This is a genomic window from Xanthomonas cucurbitae, from assembly GCF_002939885.1.
Taxonomy (GTDB): Bacteria; Pseudomonadota; Gammaproteobacteria; order Xanthomonadales; family Xanthomonadaceae; genus Xanthomonas; species Xanthomonas cucurbitae.
Genome location: NZ_MDED01000002.1, coordinates 1 through 23,325, shown reverse-complemented (window position 1 = coordinate 23,325; position 23,325 = coordinate 1). Strand labels below are relative to the sequence as shown.

Here is a 23,325-nt window from a genome sequence, read left to right as displayed (position 1 = left end):
GGCAGTGACCAGGCCATCGCGAGCGCGCAGCGGCACCCGCGATGCCAAGCGCGCTTACTCACCCAGCGCCTTGGCCACGAACGGCGGGGCCACGAGCACGCCGGTGTGCAGGTGCGCGGTGTAGTACAGCGTGTCGAAGCCCTTGGCCTGCGCATCGGCCTTGCGGAACGCGAAATCGGCCCTGGCCTGCTTGCTGGCCATGGTCACGCTCCACCAGCCGGTGGGGTAGCACGGCTGCGGGAACGGCAGGGTCTTGAACGACTGGAAGCCGGCCTTGCCCATCTCGGTGCGCATTGCGTTGATGAGGTCCAGCAATGCCAGCGGCGATTCGGACTGCTGCACCAGCAGGCCGTCGTCCTTCAGTGCCTTGAAGCAGCTCTCGTAGAACGCCTTGTTGAACAGGCCTTCGGCTGGCCCCACCGGATCGGTGGAATCGACGATCACGATATCCACGCTGCCGGCCGGGCAGTTGGCCATGTAGGCCACGCCGTCGTCGAACAGCAGCTCGGCGCGCGCGTCGTGGTTGGAATCGCACAGCTCGGGGAAATATTTCTCCGACATGCGTGTGACCTGCTCGTCGATATCGCATTGGGTGGCGCTTTCCACGCCCGGGTGCTTGAGCACCTCGCGCAGCGTGCCGCAGTCGCCGCCACCGATGATGACCACGCGCTTGGGCGCGGGGTGGGTGAACAACGCCGGGTGGCTGATCATCTCGTGGTAGAAGAAATTGTCGCGGCTGGTCAGCATCACCGCGCCGTCGATGAGCATCAGCTTGCCCCAATCGGTGGTCTGGTAGATCTCGATCTTCTGGAACGGGGACTGCACCTCGTCCAGCTTGCCGCTGATGCGAAAGCCGATGGCCGAGCCGGTGGGCTGGAAGTGTTCGATGTACCAGTTGTCGTTGCTGCTCATGCAAAAATCCTAAAAAGGAAGGGGAGCTGTCCCTTCTCCCACCGGGAGAAGGTGGCGCAAAGCGCCGGATGAGGGCTGGGCGCAGCCGCGTGCAGTCAGATGGCGCAGCGGCTGACCCTTGCTCGGCCCCGATCCGACCAGGAGCGGGGCGTGAAGTCGGCGCGGATTGTAACGGACCCTGTCCATGCCAGGCGTTACAATTCACGCCCTTTTGCCCCAGCCGAGACAACGAAATGAGCGATTGGTCCCTCGACCAAGCCCGCAAGACCTACTCGATCCCGCATTGGGCCGATGGGTATTTCGATGTGAACGCCGCCGGCCATGTGGTGGTCAAACCGACCGCCGATGGCCCGGCAGTGTCGCTGCCCGAAGTGGTGGATGCCGCGCGTGCGGCCGGGGCCAAACTGCCGCTGCTGTTGCGTTTCCCTGACATCCTGGGCCAGCGCCTGGGCAAGCTGCAGGCGGCCTTCGCGCAGGCGCAGTCGGAATGGGACTACGCCGGCGGCTACACGGCCGTGTACCCGATCAAGGTCAACCAGCACCGTGGCGTGGCCGGCACCCTGGCCGGCCATCACGGTGAGGGCTTCGGCCTGGAAGCGGGCAGCAAGCCGGAGCTGATGGCGGTGCTGGCGCTGTCGCGTCCGGGTGGGCTGATCGTCTGCAATGGCTACAAGGACCGCGAATACATCCGCCTGGCGCTGATCGGCCGCAAGCTGGGCCTGCAGACCTTCATCGTCATCGAAAAGCCGTCCGAGCTGACGCTGGTGCTGGAAGAGGCACGCGCGCTGGACATCAAGCCGGGCCTGGGCGTGCGCATGCGCCTGGCCTCGCTGGGCGCGGGCAAATGGCAGAACAGCGGCGGCGACAAGGCCAAGTTCGGGCTGTCGCCGCGTCAGGTGCTGGACCTGTGGAAGTCGCTGCGTGACACCGAATACGCCGACAGCCTGAACCTGCTGCATTTCCACATGGGTTCGCAGATTTCCAACGTGCGCGACATCGCCAATGGCATGCGCGAAGCCACGCGCTATTTCGTGGAGCTCTCGCGCCTGGGCGCGAAGATCAGCCACGTGGACGTCGGTGGCGGCCTGGGCATCGACTACGAAGGTACGCGCTCGCGCAGCTATTGCTCGATCAACTACGGCCTGCATTCCTACGCCAGCAATATCGTGCAGCCGCTGGCCAGCGCCTGCGAAGAACACGGCCTGACTCCACCGCGCATCGTCACCGAATGCGGCCGCGCGATGACCGCCCACCACGCGGTGCTGATCGCCAACGTCTCCGAAGTGGAGCAGGCGCCGGAAGGCCGCGTGCCGGATGCGCACGACGACGAGCCGGCGGCCATCCGCCACCTGCGGGAGATCCACGGCGAACTGGACGTGCGTCCGGCGGTGGAACTGTTCCAGGAGGCCCAGCACTTCCATGCCGAAGGCTTGAGCGCCTATGCGCTGGGCCAGATCGACCTGACCCACCGCGCGCGCATCGACGACCTGTTCTATGCCATTGCCCACGGCGTGCGCGCACGTTTGAGCTTCGACGAAAAGAGCCACCGCCCGGTGCTGGACGAGCTCAACGAGCGACTGGTGGACAAGTACTTCGTCAACTTCAGCGTGTTCGAATCAATTCCGGATGTGTGGGCGATCGATCAGGTGTTCCCGATCGTGCCGATCGAGCGCCTGAACGAGGCGCCGCAGCGGCGCGGCATCATCGCCGACATGACCTGCGACTCGGATGGCATGGTCAAGACCTATGTCGAGAACGAAAGCCTGGATAGCTCGCTGCCGCTGCACAGTCTCAATGCCGGCGAAAGCTATCGCATCGGCTTCTTCCTGGTCGGTGCCTACCAGGAAATCCTGGGCGACATCCATAACCTGTTCGGCGATACCGACGCGGTGGAAGTAGCGGTGGACGGCGATGGATATCGCATCGTGCAGCAGCGGCGTGGTGATACCACCGATGTGATGCTCGATTACGTGGGCTATCACCTGGACACGTTGCGCGCGACCTATGCCGAGCGCATCGCCGCCGCGCAGCTGACGCCGGAACGCGCGCAGGAGTTGAGCCAGGCGCTGGAAGCCGGATTGACTGGTTACACCTACCTGTCCGACGAACCCTTGAGTTGAAGTCTGCTCACGCGCTGCGGCCTGCGTGCCGCAGCGTGCGCCGAGGGCGCTGATACATGCCAATCGAAACAGCGGTGTGCGTATCGTCGCGAGATGTTCTTTGTCATCTACGTGCAAGACGCATGTGATGTGATGGACTGACGATCTTGCACGTGCGTCACCGTGATGGTCAGCAGTGCCCGCAGCGATGCTGCCGGATGGTGTCTGCAACTGCCGATGATGCTCAACGGAAGCACGTGCCGCTGCTTGGCGTCATGCTTGCCGCCTCGACGCAAGTGTGTTGTCCAGCTTCAGGATCAGGTGCGTTCGGTATCTTCCGCTCGCACAGTGACCGGTGGTTTGCAGAACCGGGAATGAGTGCCGATATGCTTTCTGATGGATATCAGAAATCACATTTTTGAGAATGAATTTCCTTGGATGCATGCATTTCGTGATTGTTGCACGGTCCAAAAGATTCGCGAGTTGCTAGCCTGGTCCTAATTTGTTCGGGGACAAGCGCCTAAACAACCTGCCTGCCTGTCGTGGCTTTGGTTGTGCGCCTTGTTTCATTGTGCGTTTCCATCGTGCATTGCCGACGACTGTCGGCAGTCGTCGATGTTCAACGACCCCGCATATCGCCAGGCGCTGATCCGGCGTGTTCTTTGCCGCATTGCGATGCAGGCACGCCGTTCGATCGTGCGCCACACAGAAGGATGCCTGCAATGCGCGCTGACGCTGTTCAATCGTTTCCCCTGACCATGGCACAACGTGGCCTGTGGGTGACCAGTAAGTTATATACCGACAACACATTGATGTTGTCCGAAGCACTGGAGTTGTTCGGCCCACTGGATCCTGCGTTGTTGATCCGCGCCACGCTGCAGTTGGCGCGCGAGTTCGACACGCTGCGCCTGTGCATCCAAGAGCACGAGGGTATGCCGCACCAGGTCGTGCTGCCCGACTACACCGCGCCAGTGCCGTTCTTCGACGTCAGCGACGACCCGGCGCCGCGCGATGCCGCCGAGCATTGGGTGGCCGAGGAGATCCGCAAGCCTGAGGACCTGCGCAATGGGCCGCTGTGGCATTGCGCGGTGTTCCGCCTCGGTGAGGATCACCACATGTGGGTGCAGTGCGTCAGCCACCTGGTGATGGATGGCTATTGCGCCTCGATCATGATGCAGCGGATGGCGGTGCTCTATAACGCCTATGCGGCGAACGTGGAGCCCGAGCCTGCCGAGTACGGCAGCGCGTTGTCGCTGATCGAGATGGAACAACAGTACCGCGACTCCGATCGCTTTCAGCGCGACCGCAGTTACTGGATGCAGCAGCTGGCCGATCTCCCGCCGCCGGTGACCCTGGCGCGGCCGGGCAATCACCTGTCCACCGGGCTGCTGCGTGGCATCGGGCAGTTTTCGCCGCAGCAAATGGTGCGCCTGCGTGCGCTGGGCAAGGAGTACGGCGCCAGCCTGCCGCAGATGCTGATTTCGCTGATTGCGGCCTACTACTACCGCTGCACGGGCGCCGAAGACCTGGTGCTGGCCATGCCGGTAACCGGCCGGATCAACGCGCGCTACCGACACACCGCCGGGCTGGTTGCCAACGTGATCTCGCTGCGTCTGAAGATGGACCCGCAGCAGCCGGTCCACACCTTGTTCGTACAGGTGGCCTCGGTGGTCAAGAGTGCGCTGCGCCACCAGCAATACCGCTTCGAGGACGTGCGCCGTGACCTTGGCATGTTCGGCATCGAGCAGAAGCTCGCACGCCTGGCGGTGAACATCGAAGCCTTCGATTACACGCTGCGCTTCGGCGAGGCGTATGCGACGCCGCACAACCTCTCCAACGGTCCGGCCGACGACCTGACCATCTTCTGCTACGAACGTGGCGATGGCGCGGCACTGCGCTTTGATCTGGATGCCAACCCGGCGTTGTACGACAGCCACGAGCTGGCCGAGCATTGCCGGCGCCTGACCCAGCTGGCCGATGCCGTGCTCGACAACCCCACCTGTGCACTGGGCGAGGTGGACGTACTGGGCGAGCAAGAACGTCAGCGCCTGCTGTACACCTGGAACCGCACCGACGCGCCACTGCCGGCCGATGCCACACTCCTGCACGGGATGCTGCAGCGTGCCGAACTGATGCCGGCCGCCGTGGTCGTGCAGTACGACAACCGCACGCTGGATTACGCCACCTTGTGCGAGCTGGCCGCGCGGATTGCTGCGCAGTGGGTCGCCGATGGCGTGCGCCCCGGCGATGTGGTGGCCGTGGCCTTGCCGCGCAGCGAGCACCTGCTGGTGGCGCTGCTGGCGATCATGTGGAGCGGTGCGGCATACCTGCCGCTGGATCCGGAGAGCCCGGCCGCGCGCAACCGCCAGATGCTCGACGATTCCGGTGCCATCGCGCTGGTGTGCGAGCCGGCGCTGTGCAAGCGCTACCTGATCGGCGGCATGGTCTGGCTGGACCCACGCCCTGCGCTCTTGCCGGCAGCGATTGCGCCGCTGGCGACGCCCGATGGCACGGCCTATGTGTTGTACACCTCCGGTTCGACCGGCGCGCCCAAGGGCGTGGAGATCAGCCATCGCAATCTGTTCAATTTCTTGCATGCGATGGAAAACGAGCTGGCGCTACGCCCGCGCGACCGCGTGCTGGCGGTCACCACCATCACCTTCGATATTGCCGGGCTGGAGTTGTACCTTCCGTTGCTGGTGGGCGCGCGCGTGGTCATCGCACCGGCCGGGATCAGCCACGATCCGCGCGGCCTGGCGCGCTTGATCGCCCACGAGCAGATCAGCCTGGTGCAGGCCACGCCGTCGCTGTGGCGCATCCTGCTGGCAAACCAGGACCTTGCACTGGATCGCCTGCATGCGCTGGTGGGCGGCGAGGCGCTGGTGCCGGAACTGGCCAGCCAGTTGCTGGGCCGGGTGGGGCGCCTGACCCAGCTGTACGGGCCCACCGAGACCACCATCTGGTCGACCATCATGCCGCTGCAGTTGACCGACGCCGCGGCACCGCCGATCGGCAGGCCGCTGCTCAATACGCGTGTCTACGTGCTCGATGCGCAGCGGCAGCCCCTGCCGACCGGTGCAATCGGCGAGTTGTACATCGGCGGTGCCGGCGTCGCCAAGGGCTACCGCGGCAAGCGGCAGTTGACCAGCGAGCGATTCCTGCGCGACCCGTTCGCTGCAGACGGCAGCCGCATGTACCGCACGGGCGATCGCGTGCGTCAGCGTGAGGATGGCCTGCTGGAATTCATCGGCCGCGCCGATGCGCAGTTGAAGATCCGCGGCCATCGTGTGGAGCCGGCCGAGATCGAGAACGCGTTGCTGCTGCATGCCCAGGTGGCGCAGGTTGCCGTGGTGGCGCACCAGGACGGCGATACGGCGGTGCAGCTGCTGGCCTACGTGGTGGGCAGGCACGGCACGGCGCCGTCGACCGATACGCTGCGCGCGCATCTGCAGCAGCGCTTGCCGGCGGCGATGATGCCAAGCCTGTGGGTCATGCTTGCGGCCTTGCCACTGACGGCCAACGGCAAGCTGGACCGCCGTGCATTGCCCGCGCCAGATGTCGTGCCGGTGCGTGCGCAGGTGGCGCCGCGCGATGCGCTGGAACTGCAGCTGGCAGACCTGCTGCGTGAGGTGCTGGGCATCCAGGCGGTGGGCGTGGACGACAACTTCTTCGAGCTGGGCGGCGACTCGCTGCGCGCGGCGGAAATGGCGGCGCGCTTCCCGCAGCTGTTCGGTGTCGAACTGCCGTTGGGCACGCTGTTCCATGCCCCGACGATCGCCGGCCTGGCCGAGGTGATCAGGCGTAGCGCGCAGCCGGCGAACGATCCCCTGGGCGTGCTGCTGCCATTGCGTGCAGGCACGCCCGGCACCACGCCGTTGTTCTGCATCCACCCGGTGATCGGGCTGGGCTGGTCGTATCTCACCCTGCTCGGGCAGCTGGACCCGCAATGGCCGGTGTACGCATTGCAGTCGCCGGCATTGAGCGACCCGCAGCATCGCCCGGACAGCATCGAGGCGATTGCGCGCGACTATCTGGCGCGGCTACGCAGCGTGCAGCCGCAGGGGCCCTACCGATTGATCGGCTGGTCACTGGGCGGGCTGATCGCCCATGCCATTGCGGCCGAACTGCACGACCTTGGCGAGGACGTCGAATTGCTGGCGATGCTGGACAGCTACCCGCATCTGGAACAGGCCGCGGCGTTGCCGGAGTCGGAGAACGTGCGCGCCTCGGTCCATGCGCTGGGCCTGACCCTCGACGCGAACCAGCCGATGCCGACCACCGTGGCCGAGCTGGCCAGCCTGCTGTGCGACCACTATGGGCTGACCACCTTGCCAGCCGTGCGCCAGCTGCTCGAACAGCGCCCCACGCTGCTGAACGACCTGGGCGCTGTGACTCAGCACCATCTGCACCTGGCGCGCCGTCACCGGCCCCGGGCATTGAACCAGGACGTGCTGTTCGTCGAGGCCAATGTTCGCATGAGCTCCGGTGGCGACGATGCGCGTTGGGTGGACTACCGGCCGCAGGCCTGGCGTCCTTACGTGCGCACGTTGCACCTGCATGGGTTGGACAGCGACCATCATTCGATGCTGTCGGCCACGCACTCGGCCAGGCTCTGTAGGTTGCTGCACGCCGCCACCGCGCCTGCATCCCAGTGCGACGGCAGCATTGCCACCGCCAGCGACGGGGTGGCCGAATATGCCTGAGATCCCGGCAAGCCCTGCAGCGCATCGGCCGATCGTCATTGCCACCCTGGGCACCCACGGCGACGTGCGCCCGATCATCGCGCTGGGGCGTGGCCTGCGCGAGCGCGGATATCCCGTGCGGGTGTTGACCAGCCGCAATTTCGAAGCGCTGATCCGCGCCAACGGGCTGGACTTCTTCCCACTCAGCGGCGACCACCAGCAACTGCTGCAGGGCAACCCGAGCGTGGCCGAGATGCGTGGCGGCTGGCGCGGCATCTGGGGCACCTTGCGCGCGCAGCTGCTGAGCGGGGCACGCGACTGGGCCGAGCAGGGCCGCGCGGCCTGTACCGATGCCGGGTTGATCCTGGGGGTGGGCAGCGCGAGCTTCCTGGCCCACAGCCTGGGGCAGGCCTACGGGCTGCCAGTAGTGTTCGCGCAATTGCAGCCGTTGACCGCCTCGCGGCATCTGCCATTGATGGCGATGCCCGGCATCCGCCTGCCCGGGCGGGTGAGCGTGGCGCTGCATCACCTGGCGCGCTTTGCCGGCTGGCAACTGCTGCGCCCGGCGCTCAACGACATCGTACGCCCGGCCCTGGGACTGCCGGCCTATCCGTGGCGCGGCCCGGACCGCAGCGCACTCAGGGTGATCTACGGCTACAGCGCGCAGCTGTGCCCACGCCCACCGGACTGGCCGGCCAGAGCACAGGTCTGCGGGTTCTGGCAACTGCCGCAGCCGCAATGGAAACCACCGGCAGCGTTGCAGGCATTCCTGCAGGCCGGGCCACCGCCGCTGTACATCGGCTTCGGCAGCATGACCAGCACCGACGCGGCGCAGCTCACCGCGACGGTCAAGGCGGCGGTGCGTCTGACCGGGCAGCGCGCCTTGCTGGCCAGCGGCTGGGGCGGGCTGACCGATAACCAGGAGACCGCTGCCGACGATGCAGAGCGCTTCTTCCATCTGGAGCACGCACCGCACGACTGGTTGTTTCCGCGCGTGGCCGTGGCCGTGCATCACGGCGGCGCGGGCACCACCGGTGCGACGCTGACGGCGGGGATTCCATCGGTGGTGTTGCCGTTTGGGTACGACCAGCCGTTCTGGGCGCATTGCCTGGCCCAACGCGGGGTGGCGCCGCCGGCGCTTGCTCGCGTCGGGCTGCAGCCGCAGCGGCTGGCCGACGCACTGCGTCAGGCCGGTACGCCGGCCATGCGTGCGGCCGCGCGTGCGTTGGGGCAGCGCATCGGCGATGAAGATGGCGTACGCACCGCTGTGGATCAGCTGCAAGCCTGGGGACTGCTGGAGGCAGCAAGGCCGCACGCACGGGTGGCGCAGGCAGCGGTGGCCTGACGAAGAGACAGGCGGGCCGCGAAGGCGAGCACGCGGCCGCACGGTGCGCCGACGCGTCATCGCATGCCTCTACTGCCGGCGGTGCGGTTGAGTCACGCTGCGTCGGCAGAGGCAGAGGCAGAGGCAGAGGCAGAGGCAGAGGCAGAGGCAGGTGCAGTTGCAGAGACACGGCCGTGTTTCCAACCAGCACCAGTTGCACAGGCGACGCGCGGCCTGGATCGCCGCACGAGCGCTAGCAGTGCCGACGCAGGCGGGGTTCAATGACACGGACCCATCAGTGGCGCGCTGCCGGCGAGCGTCGCCGCCAGGCGCGCAGGCGTCCGCGACGCCATGGCGAGCGAGCCTTCCGAACATTGCTCCGTTCCAGTCGCGTGTCCGCTGCCTGATCGCCCGCGCTCCGCACGTGGTCGCGCTTTCCAATCACCGCATCGTGCAGCTGCATCGCGTCTGCGGCAGCATGTTTGGCACCTGCATCAGGTGGCTGAAGCATCGCGGGCGCACCACAATCAGGTTCTGCGCCCGCGATGCTGCCGGGTGACAGGGGCCGGATGCTTGGCGTCCTGATGCATACAGGCACTCTGGCGTGCGGCACAATCCGGCTTCCCTGGTTCTCCATTTCCCCATGCGCTATCCGGCGTTGGATCTGCTGCGTGGCATCGCCATCGTCTGGGTGATGCTGTTCCATTCCTTCGTGGTCGGCGGGCTGGGGCCGGACTGGGCGTGGCTGTCGCGCTACGGCTGGATGGGGGTGGACCTGTTCTTCGTACTGAGCGGGTTCCTGATTGGCAGCCAGGTGCTCATGCCGCTGGCGCGCGGGCAGCGCCTGGATTTCAAGGACTTCTACCTGCGGCGTGCCTTCCGCATCCTGCCGGCGTTTGCGGTGGTGCTGATCGTCTACATGGCGTGGCCGGGGCTTCGCGAAGCGCCCGGGCTGGCGCCGTGGTGGATGTTCGCCAGTTTCACCCTGAACCTGTTCGTCGATTACGGCCAGCAGGCCGCCTTTTCGCACGCCTGGTCGCTGTGCGTGGAAGAGCATTTCTATCTGGTGTTTCCGCTGCTGGCCACGCTATTGCTGCGACGCCCGTCGGCGGCCCGCTTCATCGCGCTGTGCGTGGCGGTCGTGGTGGCCGGCATCGCCTTGCGCAGCAGCGTGTGGCTGCACAACACCGCGCTGGACCAGATCGGCAGCGGGCAGCAGCGCAACTGGTTTGTCGAAGACATCTACTACCCCACCTGGAACCGTCTCGACGGCCTGTTGGCCGGCAGTGCGCTAACGGCCCTGGCAATGTGGCTGTTTCGCGAGCGCACCGGTCTGATCGGCAATGCGCTGGGTTGGCCGGTGCTCTCTTTCGGCCTGGCCTTGCTGGTACTGGCAGGCACCGCGACCGACAGCAGGTTTGGCCGCCTGCGCGTACCCGGCGCGGCCTGGCTGGCGGCGATTTCCTACAGCCTGTATCTGACCCACAAGGCGATGTTTCATGTGACTCAACAATGGTTTGCCGCCACGCTGGAAGGCCGAGGCCTCCTGGCATTCGTGGGGTATGGCGTGGTGGCGCTCGCGGCAGGCGCGTTGCTCCATTACGCGGTGGAACTTCCCTTCCTGCAGCTGCGCGGCGCGCTGCTACGGCGGCGTGCGGCAATGCGCAGTGATGCCGAGCTGGCGTAATGCGCTGTGTAGTTCATCGGTCGAAGGGGTACAAGTAAAAAAGCCGCGCAATGCGCGGCTTTCTGATGAATCGGTTCGATGCGCCACATGCCTTGCGCGGCGCACCGCGCAACGTATCCCGCATGCTGCGTGCTCACCGTTTGCAGCCACCTCTCAGCCGCACGGCCTCACTGCGCGTCGCGCGCCACCTGAAACCCGGCGAACGACTGCGTCACCGGCATGATTTCCAGCCGATTGATGTTCAAGTGCGCCGGCAGGCCGGCCACGTAGAAGATCTGCTCGGCGATGTCCTCGGCCGTCATCGGGGTGGCGCCGCGGTACAGCGTGTCGGAGGCGGCCTGGTTGCCGCCGGTGCGCACCAGGGTGAATTCGGTTTCGGCCATGCCCGGTTCGATCGAGGTCACGCGCACGCCGGTGCCATGCAGGTCCGAGCGCAGGCCCAGCGAAAACTGCTGCACGAAGGCCTTGGTGCCGCCATAGACGTTGCCGCCGGTGTACGGATACGTGGCCGCTACCGAGGCGATGTTGATGATGGCGCCACGGCGCGCGATCAACGCCGGCAGCAGCCGGTGGGTGAGGGTGACCAGCGCGGTGACGTTGGTGTCGATCATCTGCTGCCACTGCTGCAGGTCGGCTTGCTGTGCCGGCGCCGTGCCCAGTGCCAGCCCCGCGTTGTTGACCAGCACGTCGATGTCGGCGAAGGCCGCCGGCACTGCGTCGATGGCCGCCGCCAGTGCCTGCGCATCGCGCATGTCGAAGGCGGCGGTGTGCACCTGGCCGGCGGGCAGTTCCGCAGCCAGCGCATCCAGGCGTTCGGCGCGTCGGCCGGTGGCGATGACCTTCCAGCCGGCGGCGGCAAAGCGGCGCACGGCGGCGCTGCCGAATCCGGAGGTGGCGCCGGTGATGAGCACGGTCTTGGACATGGGGAACTCCAGGGGATGGGAACGAGGGGGTTTCAGGGAACAGCAGGGCCGCTGGCAGCGGCAGCGCGTCGGGCGCGCAGCATCTGCTCGGTCAGGATGTCTTGCGCGATCACCTGGCCGCGCCGCAGCCGCAGGAGCAGATGGCTGGCCGCCGCCGATGATGCATCTGCGGCGGGCGGCATCGCGACGATCAACTCACCATCGACCCACACTGCCGGTACCGGCGCGTGCTGGCCGGGAAACAACACCTCCAGCGGCAATTCCGGCGGTGTGTCGTTGCAGGCGCCCAGCACCACGCGATCGAGCACCAGCTGCCGTGCGTCCAGGCGCCAGAACGCCTGGTAACCGCGCCAATTGGCCGTGCAGCTGCCCAGGGTGGTGCCGGCCTTGGCGACGAAGCGCTTCCAGGTGGCGGGGTCGTCCAGCGGCCCGGACAACGGCTCCGCCAGCAGGTGTGCCTGCCGGCCGTCGATCCGGATGCGATCGGGAATCTGCTCGGTGGCCTGCGCGCTGCCGGTCACCGCAAGCAGTCCCAGTACCGAGCCGGCGAGACCGCGCACCACCTGCGCTTACTGCGCCTTGATCGCGATGGCAGGCAAGCCGCTGCCGGTGAGTTTCTGCTTGGCTTCGGCCAGTTCGCCGGCGCTGCCATAGGGCCCCATGCGTACGCGATATACCGTCTTGCCGCTGATCTCGGCCGATTCCACGCGTGCGGCCAGGCCCATCATCGCCAGCTTGGCCTTGGTCGATTCGGCATCGCCGGAGGCGCCGAACGAGCCGGCCTGCAGGATGTAACGGGTGGTGTCGGTCACCGCAGGCGCCGCAGTGGGGCTGGCTGCCGTCGTGGTGGCGGCAACGGCCGGTTTGGGCGCTGCGGCCGCTGGCGTGGTGAGCGCGGCGGTGCTGACTGGCGCAGGCGTGGCAGCCGGACGGGTCTGGCCGGCCTCCGGCAACGGCTTGGGGACGCGGGCGGCGGTTTCGTTCAAGGGCACCGGCACGCTGGCGGCAGGCGTGGCCGCGACGACACTGGCAGCGGCGCCCGGTGCCGGTGGCACCGGCTTGCCTTCCAGCGCTGCGCGCGCGCGCGCAGCTTCCTCGGCGCGTGCGCTGGCGGCCAGTTCCGCATCGGACATCTGGACTTCCTTGCCGGGCAGCAAGGTATAGAAGTCGTACTGGGTCTGCGCATCGCCGGGCTTGGCCTGCGGCTTGGGCGGCGGCGTGCTGGGCTTTGGCAGCTCGGCCGGCGTATCGGTGTCGGCATCGGCCACAGGCTCGGGCTGCGCGTCGGGGTTGGCCCGCGGACCCACGCGCAGGAAGCCGTCTCCGTCTTTCTTGAACAGGTTGGGCGCGGCCAGGAAGATCACCGCCGCAATCGCGGCGCCCGCCACCAACCACACCCAACCGGGTGTGCCATTGCTGGTGTTGCGTCGTGCCTGGCTCTTACCGCGTCGTGCTGCCATCTACCACTTCTCCGAATCGTGTCGTTGCGGGCGGTGTGCCCGGCTTGCTGCGGCTGTCGCTGTCGCTGCACCCACCGCCCTGGTAAGGCAGACACAGCGCTGTGCGGTCGCGACCGCTCTGCCCACTGCGCAGCCAAGGCGGGCATGCCGCCCACGCCCGGCTGCCATGGGGTGTGGCTACATCTTTTCCGGCGCGCTGACGCCGAGCAGTTCCAGGCCGTTGGCAAGCACTTGCTGGGTCGCCACTGCAAGGGTGAGTCTGGCATCGCGCTCGGCGGCATCGTCCACCAGCACCTTGCTGTTGTGATACCACGTGTGGAAGGCGTGCGCCAATTCACGCAGGTACTGCGCGATCTGGTACGGCTCCAGCGTCTGGCCTGCGATTTCCACCACTTCCGGGTAACGCGACAGCTCCAGCATCACCGCGAGCGAGTGCTCATCGTCCAGGCGCGCCAATTGGGCCAGGCCGTTGGCCTGCTCGTACTTGAGGCCCTTTTCCTGTGCCTGGCGCAGCACGCTGCACACGCGCGCATGCGCGTACTGCACGTAGAACACCGGGTTGTCGTTGCTCTGCGCGCGGGCCAGGTCGATATCGAAGGTGAGCTGCGAATCGGGCTTGCGCGCGATCAGGAACCAACGCACGGCATCGGCGCTGGTCTCCTCGATCAGGTCGCGCAAGGTGACATAGCTGCCGGCGCGCTTGGACAGTTTTACTTCCTCGCCGCCGCGCACCACCGTCACCATCTGGTGCAGCACGTATTCCGGCCAGCCCTGCGGGATGCCCAGTTCCAATGCCTGCAGGCCAGCGCGCACGCGCGTCAGCGAGCCGTGGTGGTCGGCGCCCAGTTCGGTGATCGCGCGCTCGTAGCCGCGCTGCCACTTGGTCAGGTGGTAGGCCACGTCCGGCACGAAGTAGGTGTAGGTACCGTCGGACTTGCGCATGACGCGGTCCTTGTCGTCGCCGAAGTCGGTGGACTTCAGCCATAACGCGCCGTCTTCCTCGTAGGTATGGCCGGAGGCGATCAGCTTTTGCACCGCTTCTTCGACCTTGCCGTCCTTGTACAGCGAGCTTTCGAGGAAATAGATATCGAAGTCGACGCGGAACGCGGCCAGGTCGTGGTTCTGCTCGTTGCGCAGATACGCCACCGCGAAGCGGCGGATCGACTCGATGTCGGCCGGATCCTGGGTGCCGGTGACCAAATGGCCTTCCAGGTCGACGTGGTCGCCGGCCAGGTAGGCGTTGGCCACATCGGCGATGTAGTCGCCGCGGTAGCCGTTCTCCGGCCAGCCCGCGCTGTCGGGGGTGAGCCCGCGCGCGCGCGCCTGCACCGACAGCGCCAGGTTCTCGATCTGCACGCCGGCGTCGTTGTAGTAGAACTCGCGCTTGACGTTCCAGCCGTTGGCATCGAGCACGCGCGCCAGGCTGTCGCCGATTGCCGCCGCGCGACCGTGGCCGACGTGCAGCGGGCCGGTGGGGTTGGCCGAGACGTATTCCACGCCCACCGAGCGGCCGTTGCCGGCCAGCCCGCGACCGTAGTCGTGGCCTTGCTTGATGACATGCGCCACTTCGCGTTGGTACGCGCTGGGAGCCAGATGGAAATTGATGAAGCCGGGACCGGCGATCTCTACCTTAGTCAGCTCGTCGCTGGCCGGCAATGCCGCCACCAGCGCCTGCGCCAGTGCGCGCGGATTGCTGCGTGCGGCCTTGGCCAGCAGCATCGCCGCATTGGTGGCGAAGTCGCCGTGCTCGCGTGTCTTGGGCCGCTCGACCACAAAATCCGGCGGCAGGGTGTCGGCAGGCAGGGTGCCGTTGGCGCGCAAGGCTTCGATGCCTTGGCCGATCAATGCGCGGAGTTGGGCTTTCACGTGGGATCTGCTTGGAACCAAACCAGCGATTTTACCCGACCGCGCGCCGCAGGGTCCGGCCGATGGTTCAGGTGGGAGCGGCGTGCTCATTCCAGCCAACCGCGCTCGGCCAGAGAGACCGGCCGGCCATCGCCGATCACGAAGTGATCCAGCAAGCGGATGTCCACCAGGTCCAGCCCCTGCAGCAGGCGTTGGGTGACCGCACGGTCGGCCTCGGAAGGTTCCGGATTGCCGGAGGGATGATTGTGCCCAACGATGACCGCCGCGGCATTGTGCAGCAGCGCCTTGCGCACCACTTCGCGCGGATGGATGTCGGCGCCGTCTATGGTGCCGGTGAACATTTCCTCGAAGGCGATCGCGCGGTGGCGGTTGTCCAGGAACAGCACCGCGAACACTTCGTAGGCGCGTGCGCGCAGCCGCTGCGAGAAATAGCGGCCCACACTGGGCGGGTCGTTGAGCGCCTCGCCGCGCTCCAGCCCGCTCATCAAATGCCGGTGCGCCAGTTCCAGCGCCGCGTTGAGCTTGCAGGCAGAGGCCGGGCCCAGGCCAGGCAGGCGCGCCAGCGCCGAGGCCGGGCGGTCCAGCAGCACGCGCAGCGGCCCATGCCGGTGCAGCAGCTCGCGCGCAGTCTTGACCGCATCCTGGCCGCGCAGGCCCGAGCCGACGAAGATCGCCAGCAGCTCGGCATCGGAGAGGGTAGGGGCACCGCGCGTCAGGAGTTTTTCGCGCGGGCGTTCGGTGCTGGGCCAGTCGTGTATGTGCATATGGCGAGATTGCCGGTGCTTATCGCCCACGCCCATCAGGCCAGGCAGGACCATCGGCTAATCTAGTTGTCCTTGTAACCGTAGGACGACTCCGACGTGATCGGCTCCACTCAGGCCCGCCCCCTGGACGGACAGCGTTTGCTGCTGTGCGTCGGCGGAGGCATCGCCGCTTACAAATCGCTCGAACTGGTCCGTCGCCTGCGCGACGCCGGCGCACAGGTGCAGGTCGCCATGACCAGCGGTGCGCAACAATTCGTCACCCCGCTGAGCTTCCAGGCACTTTCCGGGCAACCGACCCGCACCACGCTGTGGGACAGCGCCGCCGAGCAGGCAATGGGGCATATCGAACTGGCGCGCTGGGCCGATCGGGTGATCGTCGCCCCGGCCACGGCCGATCTGCTGGCGCGGCTGGCGCACGGCCTGGCCGACGATCTGGTCACCACCCTGTGCCTGGCCACGACCGCGCCACTGACCGTGGCCCCGGCGATGAACCACCGCATGTGGCTGCATGCAGCCACCCAGGCCAATGTCGCCACCTTGCGCGCGCGCGGCGTGGCGGTGGTGGGCCCGGACGATGGCCCGCTGGCCGAAGGCGAATCCGGTCCCGGCCGGTTGGCCGAGCCGGCGGCGATCATCGCCGCACTGGCAGGCGCGCAGACCGCACCCTCGGCGGCTGACGCATCCCCGGCTGCCGCTGCACCAGCATGCATTCCCAGCAGTGCCCAGCTGGCAGGCCTGCGCATGGTCATCAGCGCCGGGCCGACGTTCGAGGACCTGGACCCGGTGCGCTACGTCGGCAATCGCAGCAGCGGCAAGATGGGCTATGCCCTAGCTGCTGCTGCCGCCCGCCAGGGCGCCGACGTGGTGCTGGTCAGCGGTCCGGTGCACCAGACCACGCCGCCCGGCGTACAGCGTATCGACGTGCGCTCGGCCGCGCAGATGCGCGACGCAGTCCTGGGCGCCTTCCCGGCCGATATCTACATCGGCGCGGCCGCAGTGGCCGACTACACCCCCAAGCGGGTGGTGTCGCAGAAGATCAAGAAGACCGGCGAAACCCTGACCCTGGAACTGGTGCGCACCCCGGACATCCTGTCCGAGGTGGCCACGCAGACCGGCGCGCTCAAACTGGTGGTCGGTTTTGCGGCCGAAACGCACGACGTGGAGCAGTACGCGCGTGGCAAGCTGGCGGCCAAGCGGCTGGATCTCATCATCGCCAACCAGGTCGGGATCGAGGGCGGCGGGTTTGAAAGCGACAACAACGCCGCTACCGCTTATTGGCAGGATGGCGAGCGCGTGTTCCCCAGCAGCAGCAAGACCCAACTGGCCGAGCAACTGCTGGCCCTGATCGCAGAGAGATTGCAGGCATGAGCCACTCCACCCACGCGTTGCAGCTGAAGTTGCTCGACCCGCGTTTCGGCGACGTGTGGCCGCTGCCGGCCTACGCCACCGAGGCCAGCGCAGGCATGGATCTGCGCGCCGCGCTGGAAGCGCCGATGACCTTGCAACCGGGCGATGCGGCGTTGATCCCCAGCGGCATCGCCATCCATCTGGCCGACCCGCAGTTGTGTGCGGTGGTCCTGCCGCGCTCGGGTCTGGGCCATCGCCATGGCATCGTGCTCGGCAACGGCACCGGGCTCATCGATGCCGATTACCAGGGCCCGCTGCTCATCAGTACCTGGAATCGCGGTCGCGAGGCCTTCACCATCGAGCCGGGCGACCGCATCGCGCAGTTGGTGATCCTGCCGATCGTGCGCGTGGGCCTGCAAGTGGTGGATACTTTCGTCGACAGCGCGCGGGGAGCGGGTGGATTCGGCCACACCGGGGTGCGCTGACGGGGGAGTCACATGAGCAAGGCGAACGAGCGCAGCCAATCGATGTCCAGCGTGCGCACGAGCGGTCCGGTGTTGGGGGGCGTGTTGCTGCTGCTGGCCGCCTGGTTCGGCTGGAACGGCTATACGCAATGGCATGAGGAACGCATTGCGCAGGATCTGGAGCAGGCCCGCGACCGCGCCGTGCAACAAGTCAGCCAGGCGATGGCCGCGCAGGCCAGCCAGCTCGATGCCGTGCTCAAGCAGCCACCGGTGATTGCCGCCTTGGGCAATGGGGACGCACTGGCGGCCGCCTCGGCCATTCGTGAACGCCTCAAGGCCGTCGAGGATGTACAGGTGTTGCCTGGCGACCTTGCTGCAGCCTACGCCAACCCCAGGGAGTTCGGCTATGCGCGGCTGAGCCTGCTCGAATCGGCGCAGGTGGCCGACCGGGCGCAGGTGCGCGTGGTGCGCGACGCCAGGCAGGTGCGCCTTGGCATGGCCGCCGCGGTGCGCCTGGGCGGGCAGCCGGCGGTGGTGTACGCACGCCTGCCGCTGCTGCGCCTGACCGGCCCGCTGGACGCGATTGCGGTGCCCGGCAGCGCCTATCTGGCCTTGCGCCAGGGCAGCTACAACGTGGCCCAGCAGGGCAATCTGGCACTGGCCGACGCGGCCGAAACACTGGCCAAGCCGCTGGGCAGCAGCGGCCTGCGCGTGGCCGCCGCCGTCCCGCAACGCGACAACGGCCCGCTGGGTCTGGGCGCTGTTGGCTGCGCGATCGTGGCTGCGCTGCTGCTGGTCATCGCCGTACTGCTGGCGCTGGCCAGCCGTGGTCGGGTGGCGTTGCCCCGTCGCCGTGTCGCCAGCGCGTCGGTGCTCGACGAACCCACCTTCGGTCAAAGCCTGCAGCACGACGCCAGCCTCGCCAGCCAGGCCGCTGCGGTGGAAGCGGACGCAGCACCGCCGCCGCCGCTGGCGGCGACGGTGCAGGTCACCACGGACATGTTCCGCGCCTACGACATCCGTGGCGTGGTGGGCAAGGATCTCAATCCCGGCGTGGCGGCGCTGATCGGCCAGGCCATCGGCAGCGTGATGCAGGCGCAGGGCCTGCGCGATGTGGTGGTGGGCCGTGACGGACGCCTGTCCGGTCCGGAGCTGACCAACGGCCTGATCGAAGGTCTGCGGCGCGCCGGCTGCAACGTGACCGACATCGGTCTGGCACCGACGCCGGTGGTGTACTTCGGCGCATATGAGTTGCGTGCCGGCAGCTGCGTGGCGGTGACCGGCAGCCATAATCCACCGGACTACAACGGCTTCAAGATCGTGATCGGTGGCGAGACGTTGTCCGGCACGGCCATCGCCGAACTGCACCAGCGTATCAACGAAGGCCGCCTGCATACCGCCGCCACGCCCGGCGAGCTGGAGCAGCGCGATCTCAGCGATGCCTACATCCAGCGTATCGCCGATGACGTGCAGCTCGACCGCCCGATCAAGGTCGTGGTGGATGCGGGCAATGGCGCGGCCGGCGAAATCGCGCCACGCCTGCTGGAGGCGATCGGCGCCGACGTCGTGCCGTTGTATTGCGACATCGACGGCAGGTTCCCCAACCATCACCCCGACCCGAGCGAGCCGCACAATCTGGACGATCTGGTCAAGATGGTGCAGCGCTTCGATGCCGATATCGGCGTGGCCTTCGACGGCGACGCCGATCGCCTGGGTGTGGTGACCAAGGACGGCGCGGTGGTGTTCCCCGACCGCCTGCTGATGCTGTTCGCCGCCGATGTGCTGCAGCGCAATCCCGGCGCGCTGGTCATTTACGACGTGAAATGCACCGGCAAGCTGTCCGATTACGTGCTGCGCAATGGCGGCAGCCCGCTGATGTGGAAGACCGGGCATTCGCTCATCAAGTCGAAGATGCGCGAAACCGATGCCGAGCTGGCCGGCGAGATGAGCGGCCACTTCTTCTTCAAGGAGCGCTGGTACGGGTTCGATGACGGCATCTATGCCGCAGCGCGGCTGCTGGAAATCCTGGCCCAGCGCGATGAAACCCCGTCCGAGGTGCTGAACGCCCTGCCCGAGAGCGTCTCCACGTCGGAGATCAAGGTGCCGGTGGACGGCGATGCGCATGCGCTGGTGGCACGCTTCGTCGCGCGTGCGCAGGCGGGCGAAGAATCGCCGTTCGAATCGGCGCGGCTGTCCACCATCGACGGCCTGCGGGCGGACTTTGTCGATGGCTGGGGCCTGGTGCGCGCCTCCAACACCACGCCGATCCTGGTGCTGCGGTTCGAAGCCGACAGCGAGGCGGCGCTGGAACGCATCCGCGCGCTGTTTCGCAGTCAATTGCAGGCGCTGCTGCCCGAGCATCCGCTGGTGTTTTGAGCGAGGGGTGAGGTCGCTGGCGGCGTTGCCCCTCCGGCGGCAGCGCCGTTGCACGCGGCTTGACAGAGCAGCGGCGAAGCGGGCGCATCGCATCGGCATGCTCAGCACTCGCTACGGCCGCTACCGGCACTGCCGGCCACTGCATGCAGGTGCAGGCCATTGGCCGCAACCGGTGGCGCTTTGGCCTGCAGGCCGTCGCGCTGCAGCCATACCGCATCCCAATACGGATACGCACCGATCCGGTCGACCAGCCCGGCGCGCAACGGCAACGCCACCAGGCTGCGCGCGAACTGCCGGCGATCAATCTCGGCCGGAAGCGCTGCCGCCTGCATGGCCGGTTGCCAGACCGTGCCGCCGCGCCCGCGCGCACGATTGACCGCGTCGCCGGCTGCCACCCGTGCGGCGCCCGCCAGTTGCAACAAGCCGGCCTTGCCTGGTGCCTGCAGCAAGCCGCACCAGCGTTGTGGCAGCAGCACCCAGCACAGCAACTGCGCACCGTGCCAATGGCGCGCCATCGCCAACGTGGCCGCAGCCGCGCGCGCGCAGCGCCAGTCCGCAAACAACGGCACGCCTTGGTGGGTGGGCAGGCATAGATGCCAATACACCGCAGTGGGAATCGGCATGAAAACGGAGCGAAGGAGGGGCGCACTGGGCATGCCCACAGCCTGCCCATGCCGCCAGGGCAGCAACATCATCCAACCGCGCACCGAGGCGTCGGCCGTTTGCCCAACGCCGTGTACGAATAAGCGCCGCGCTCCACTGCGGATCAGCCATACCTGCCGGCCAGCACCAACATTCCGCTTACCGCTTACCGCTTACCGCCATTCCCCATTCCCCATTCCCCATTCCCCATTCCCCATTCCCCATTCCCCATTCCCAGCCCCTCAATGCCCAGCCCGATCGCGCTTCCAGCCGCGATGCTTTACATCCAGATACAGGCTGTAGAACGCAGTGAACGCCGGAAACAGGTTCTGCAGCACGCCCACCGAATCCTGCTTGGCCGAGAACACGAAGTAGCTCAGCGTCATCAGGCTGCCCACCACGCTCATGTACCAGAACAGCCGCGGGATCACCGGCTTGCCAGCGCGCTTGGAGGCCACGAACTGCACCAGCCAGCGGCCGCCGAACATCAGCGCGCCCACATAGCCGATCAACTTCCAGCCAGTGACATGGATACCGGTCCAGTACAGCCAGGTCAGCGGCTGGTCCAGCAAGCTGGTGTCCATCAACGCTCCTCCACCGCGGTGCGCTTGCTGCGGGTAATCAGCCACGCCACCCCGCGCAGGTCGCGGATGCCTACCAGTGCGCGATTGAGATTGGTGTACTTGGACACGCCGGCGGTGCGATGGCGGTGGTTCACCGGCACGCTCACCGTGCGCCAGCCGGCGCGCTGCATCAGCGCCGGCAGGTAGCGATGCATATGGTCGAAATAGGGCAGGTCCAGGAACGCGTCGCGCTCGAACAACTTGATACCGCACCCGGTATCGGGGGTGTTGTCCTGCAGCATGCGCGAGCGGATTGCATTGGCCCACTTGCTGGCCCAGCGCTTGGAGCCCGAATCCTGGCGGTTGACCCGCCAGCCGGCGAACAGCTTGACCTGCGGCTGCGCCTGGCTGCGTGCCACCAGCAACTTGGGAATGTCGGCCGGGTCGTTCTGGCCATCGCCATCCAGGGTGGCGATCCAGCTGGCACGCGCGGCCTTGACCCCGCTGCGTACCGCCGTGCTCTGGCCGCTCTGGGTGACGTGATGCAGCACGCGCAGTTCTGGCGTGGTGCTCTTCAGGCCTTGCAGGACAGCCAGCGTGTCGTCGCGCGAATGGTCATCGACATAGACGATTTCAAAGGCCACCAGGCCGCGCAACGCCGCGACGATTTCGCCGACCAGGGTCGCGACGTTGTCGCGCTCGTTGAACACCGGGACGACGACGGAAAGCTGAGGTTGGCTCATGGATTCGTGGTGGCCGGAGGAGGGCAGAGCAAAAAAGATCGCGCATTGTGCCCTGAGCGTCTGAGCCAGGCATGAAGCCTGTGCGCATCAGTCGCACCGGCAGGCGCACCAGTAGCCTTGCGCATGCAGGGCTGCCGCGCTTGCCGCGGCACGCAGACGGCAGCCAGGGAGGTGCCATCTGCTCCAGTGTACGGGCTGCAAGGGCGCGATCGGGCGCTCCTGGCCCGATGCGTTACCTGCGCCGCGAAACGCTCAGGCGCGCTCGCCGAAGTAGTGCCGGCACCACTCCACCACCTGCGGCAGCCCGTGCTCGACCGGCGTGGCCGGATCGAAGCCGAAGGCTGCCTGCGCGCGCCGCGTGTCGGCCATGGTGCGGATCATGTCGCCCGGTTGCATCGGCTTGTAGACCTTCTCGGCGGGGCGACCGGCGGCCTGGGCGATCACCTCGATGAAGGTCTCCAGCTCCACTGGCGTGTGGTTGCCCAGGTTGAACACCCGGTGCGGCACCGGCGCGTCGCTGGGCGTGTCCAGCGCGCCAAGCACGCCGGCCACGATGTCGTCCACGAAGGTGAAATCGCGCTGCATCCTGCCGTGGTTGAACACCTCGATCGGGCGCCCGGCCAGCACCGCGCGGCTGAAGATCAGCGGCGCCATGTCTGGCCGGCCCCACGGACCGTACACAGTGAAAAAGCGCAGCCCGGTGGCGCGCAGGCCGTACAACTGCGCATAGGTGTAGCCCATCAGCTCGTTGGCCGCCTTGGTCGCGGCATACAACGAACGCGGCTGGTCCACGCGCTGGTCTTCGGAGAATGGCGGGGTGGCCGAGTCGCCGTACACCGAACTGCTGGAGGCATACACCAGATGCTGCACGCCACGGTGCCGGCACAGCTCGAGCATGTTGACGAAGCCGACCAGGTTGCTGTCGACATAGGCATGCGGGTTTTCCAGCGAATAGCGCACCCCGGCCTGCGCGGCCAGGTGCACCACGCGGGTTGGCTGGATCTGTTCGAACAGCGCGGCCAGGCCATCGCGGTCGGTCAGATCCAGCGTGCGGATGTCGATCTCCGGGCACAGCGCCCCCACCCGGTCGCGCTTGAGTTGCGGGTCGTAGTAGCTATTGTAGTTATCCAGTCCCACCACCGCCTCACCGCGTGCAGCCAGCGCGCGACAGGTGTAGGCACCGATGAAGCCGGCAGCGCCGGTGACGAGAATGGTCATACGAGTTGTCCCGTAAAGCTTGCAGCGGTCGGGCAAAAAAGCGGGCGCATCAGAACAACCCGAAACGCTTCTTGGCGACGTTGACGCGATTGAGCGTAATGATGTCTTGAATTCCTCTGGCATCGAAGCGATCCAGCAACGCGTCGCTGCCTTCCTCCAGCTTTAGGGATTGTCTGATCAACGCAGCCAGGAGACGGAAAAAGCCGTCCTGGGTCGCGTAAAACTCGTTCAGACCCTCGATTTTCGCCGTTTTCA

General features: G+C 66.9%; 18 protein-coding genes and 1 pseudogene. 8 read left to right on the top strand and 11 right to left on the bottom strand.

The genetic code is table 11. The annotated features are described in order from the left end of the window. Positions 1–54: 54 nt before the first annotated feature. A complete protein-coding gene (gene speE / locus XcuCFBP2542_RS01290) occupies positions 55–912 on the bottom strand; it encodes a polyamine aminopropyltransferase (protein ID WP_104601834.1) in 858 nt (285 codons plus the stop codon). A gap of 233 nt (positions 913–1,145) precedes the next feature. Between speE and speA the strand changes: the two genes are divergently transcribed. The 5 genes from speA (at position 1,146) to XcuCFBP2542_RS01265 (ending at position 10,704) form a co-directional block, all read left to right on the top strand. After that, entirely contained in the window at positions 1,146–3,032 is a 1,887-nt protein-coding gene (gene speA, locus XcuCFBP2542_RS01285; protein ID WP_104601833.1) for an arginine decarboxylase, read from the top strand. 594 nt (positions 3,033–3,626) lie between these two features. Next, positions 3,627–3,767, top strand: coding sequence for a hypothetical protein (locus XcuCFBP2542_RS19510; protein WP_158251425.1), 141 nt, complete (start codon positions 3,627–3,629; stop codon positions 3,765–3,767). A gap of 23 nt (positions 3,768–3,790) precedes the next feature. Beyond that, on the top strand, positions 3,791–7,714 hold the full coding sequence (locus tag XcuCFBP2542_RS01280) for an amino acid adenylation domain-containing protein (protein WP_249027593.1): 3,924 nt from the start codon (positions 3,791–3,793) through the stop codon (positions 7,712–7,714). Continuing rightward, positions 7,707–9,038, top strand: coding sequence for a glycosyltransferase (locus XcuCFBP2542_RS01275; protein WP_104601831.1), 1,332 nt, complete (start codon positions 7,707–7,709; stop codon positions 9,036–9,038). Before XcuCFBP2542_RS01280 ends, XcuCFBP2542_RS01275 begins: the two co-directional genes overlap by 8 nt. A 622-nt stretch (positions 9,039–9,660) precedes the next feature. Next, positions 9,661–10,704 (top strand): acyltransferase family protein, encoded by a 1,044-nt coding sequence (locus XcuCFBP2542_RS01265; protein WP_104601829.1) that lies wholly within the window; start codon positions 9,661–9,663, stop codon positions 10,702–10,704. Positions 10,705–10,871: 167 nt separating this feature from the next. On the opposite strand, the gene XcuCFBP2542_RS01260 is transcribed toward XcuCFBP2542_RS01265, so the two are convergent. The 5 genes from XcuCFBP2542_RS01260 to radC form a co-directional block, all read right to left on the bottom strand. Beyond that, a complete protein-coding gene (locus XcuCFBP2542_RS01260) occupies positions 10,872–11,627 on the bottom strand; it encodes an SDR family NAD(P)-dependent oxidoreductase (RefSeq protein WP_104601828.1) in 756 nt (251 codons plus the stop codon). A gap of 32 nt (positions 11,628–11,659) precedes the next feature. Continuing rightward, a complete protein-coding gene (locus XcuCFBP2542_RS01255) occupies positions 11,660–12,190 on the bottom strand; it encodes a hypothetical protein (RefSeq protein WP_104601827.1) in 531 nt (176 codons plus the stop codon). Between the two features lie 6 nt (positions 12,191–12,196). Further along, positions 12,197–13,087: an SPOR domain-containing protein gene (locus tag XcuCFBP2542_RS01250; protein WP_104601826.1), complete on the bottom strand. Its 891-nt coding sequence runs from the start codon at positions 13,085–13,087 to the stop codon at positions 12,197–12,199. A 177-nt stretch (positions 13,088–13,264) separates the two neighbouring features. Beyond that, positions 13,265–14,953 (bottom strand): arginine--tRNA ligase, encoded by a 1,689-nt coding sequence (gene argS / locus XcuCFBP2542_RS01245; protein WP_104601825.1) that lies wholly within the window; start codon positions 14,951–14,953, stop codon positions 13,265–13,267. 86 nt (positions 14,954–15,039) lie between these two features. Beyond that, positions 15,040–15,717 carry a RadC family protein gene (radC, locus tag XcuCFBP2542_RS01240; RefSeq protein ID WP_104601824.1) on the bottom strand — a complete coding sequence of 226 codons (678 nt, stop codon included), beginning with the start codon at positions 15,715–15,717 and terminating at the stop codon, positions 15,040–15,042. Positions 15,718–15,813: 96 nt separating this feature from the next. Here radC and coaBC point away from each other — a divergent pair, with 96 nt between their 5' ends. From coaBC to XcuCFBP2542_RS01225, 3 genes are read left to right on the top strand one after another with little or no spacing between them, the layout of a single operon-like run. Further along, the gene (gene coaBC / locus XcuCFBP2542_RS01235) at positions 15,814–17,085 is read left to right on the top strand and encodes a bifunctional phosphopantothenoylcysteine decarboxylase/phosphopantothenate--cysteine ligase CoaBC (RefSeq protein ID WP_104601823.1); all 1,272 of its coding nucleotides are present in this window, start codon (positions 15,814–15,816) and stop codon (positions 17,083–17,085) included. Continuing rightward, entirely contained in the window at positions 17,082–17,549 is a 468-nt protein-coding gene (gene dut / locus XcuCFBP2542_RS01230) for a dUTP diphosphatase (RefSeq protein WP_104601822.1), read from the top strand. The genes coaBC and dut overlap by 4 nt, the downstream gene beginning before the upstream one ends. Positions 17,550–17,561: 12 nt before the next feature. Beyond that, complete coding sequence (locus tag XcuCFBP2542_RS01225) at positions 17,562–19,904, top strand: phosphomannomutase/phosphoglucomutase (RefSeq protein ID WP_104601821.1); 2,343 nt, start codon at positions 17,562–17,564, stop codon at positions 19,902–19,904. Positions 19,905–20,005: 101 nt separating this feature from the next. Here XcuCFBP2542_RS01225 and XcuCFBP2542_RS01220 read toward each other — a convergent pair whose 3' ends face one another. The 5 genes and pseudogenes from XcuCFBP2542_RS01220 to XcuCFBP2542_RS19920 form a co-directional block, all read right to left on the bottom strand. Then, positions 20,006–20,596, bottom strand: a complete 591-nt coding sequence (locus XcuCFBP2542_RS01220) for a hypothetical protein (protein WP_372372431.1) — start codon at positions 20,594–20,596, stop codon at positions 20,006–20,008. Between the two features lie 192 nt (positions 20,597–20,788). Beyond that, entirely contained in the window at positions 20,789–21,130 is a 342-nt protein-coding gene (locus tag XcuCFBP2542_RS01215) for a lipid-A-disaccharide synthase N-terminal domain-containing protein (protein WP_104601820.1), read from the bottom strand. After that, complete coding sequence (locus XcuCFBP2542_RS01210) at positions 21,130–21,852, bottom strand: glycosyltransferase family 2 protein (RefSeq protein ID WP_104601819.1); 723 nt, start codon at positions 21,850–21,852, stop codon at positions 21,130–21,132. Before XcuCFBP2542_RS01210 ends, XcuCFBP2542_RS01215 begins: the two co-directional genes overlap by 1 nt. Before the next feature lie 252 nt (positions 21,853–22,104). Next, positions 22,105–23,070, bottom strand: a complete 966-nt coding sequence (locus tag XcuCFBP2542_RS01205; RefSeq protein WP_104601818.1) for an SDR family NAD(P)-dependent oxidoreductase — start codon at positions 23,068–23,070, stop codon at positions 22,105–22,107. 49 nt (positions 23,071–23,119) lie between these two features. After that, positions 23,120–23,325: pseudogene (locus tag XcuCFBP2542_RS19920) on the bottom strand (hypothetical protein); the annotation flags it as partial.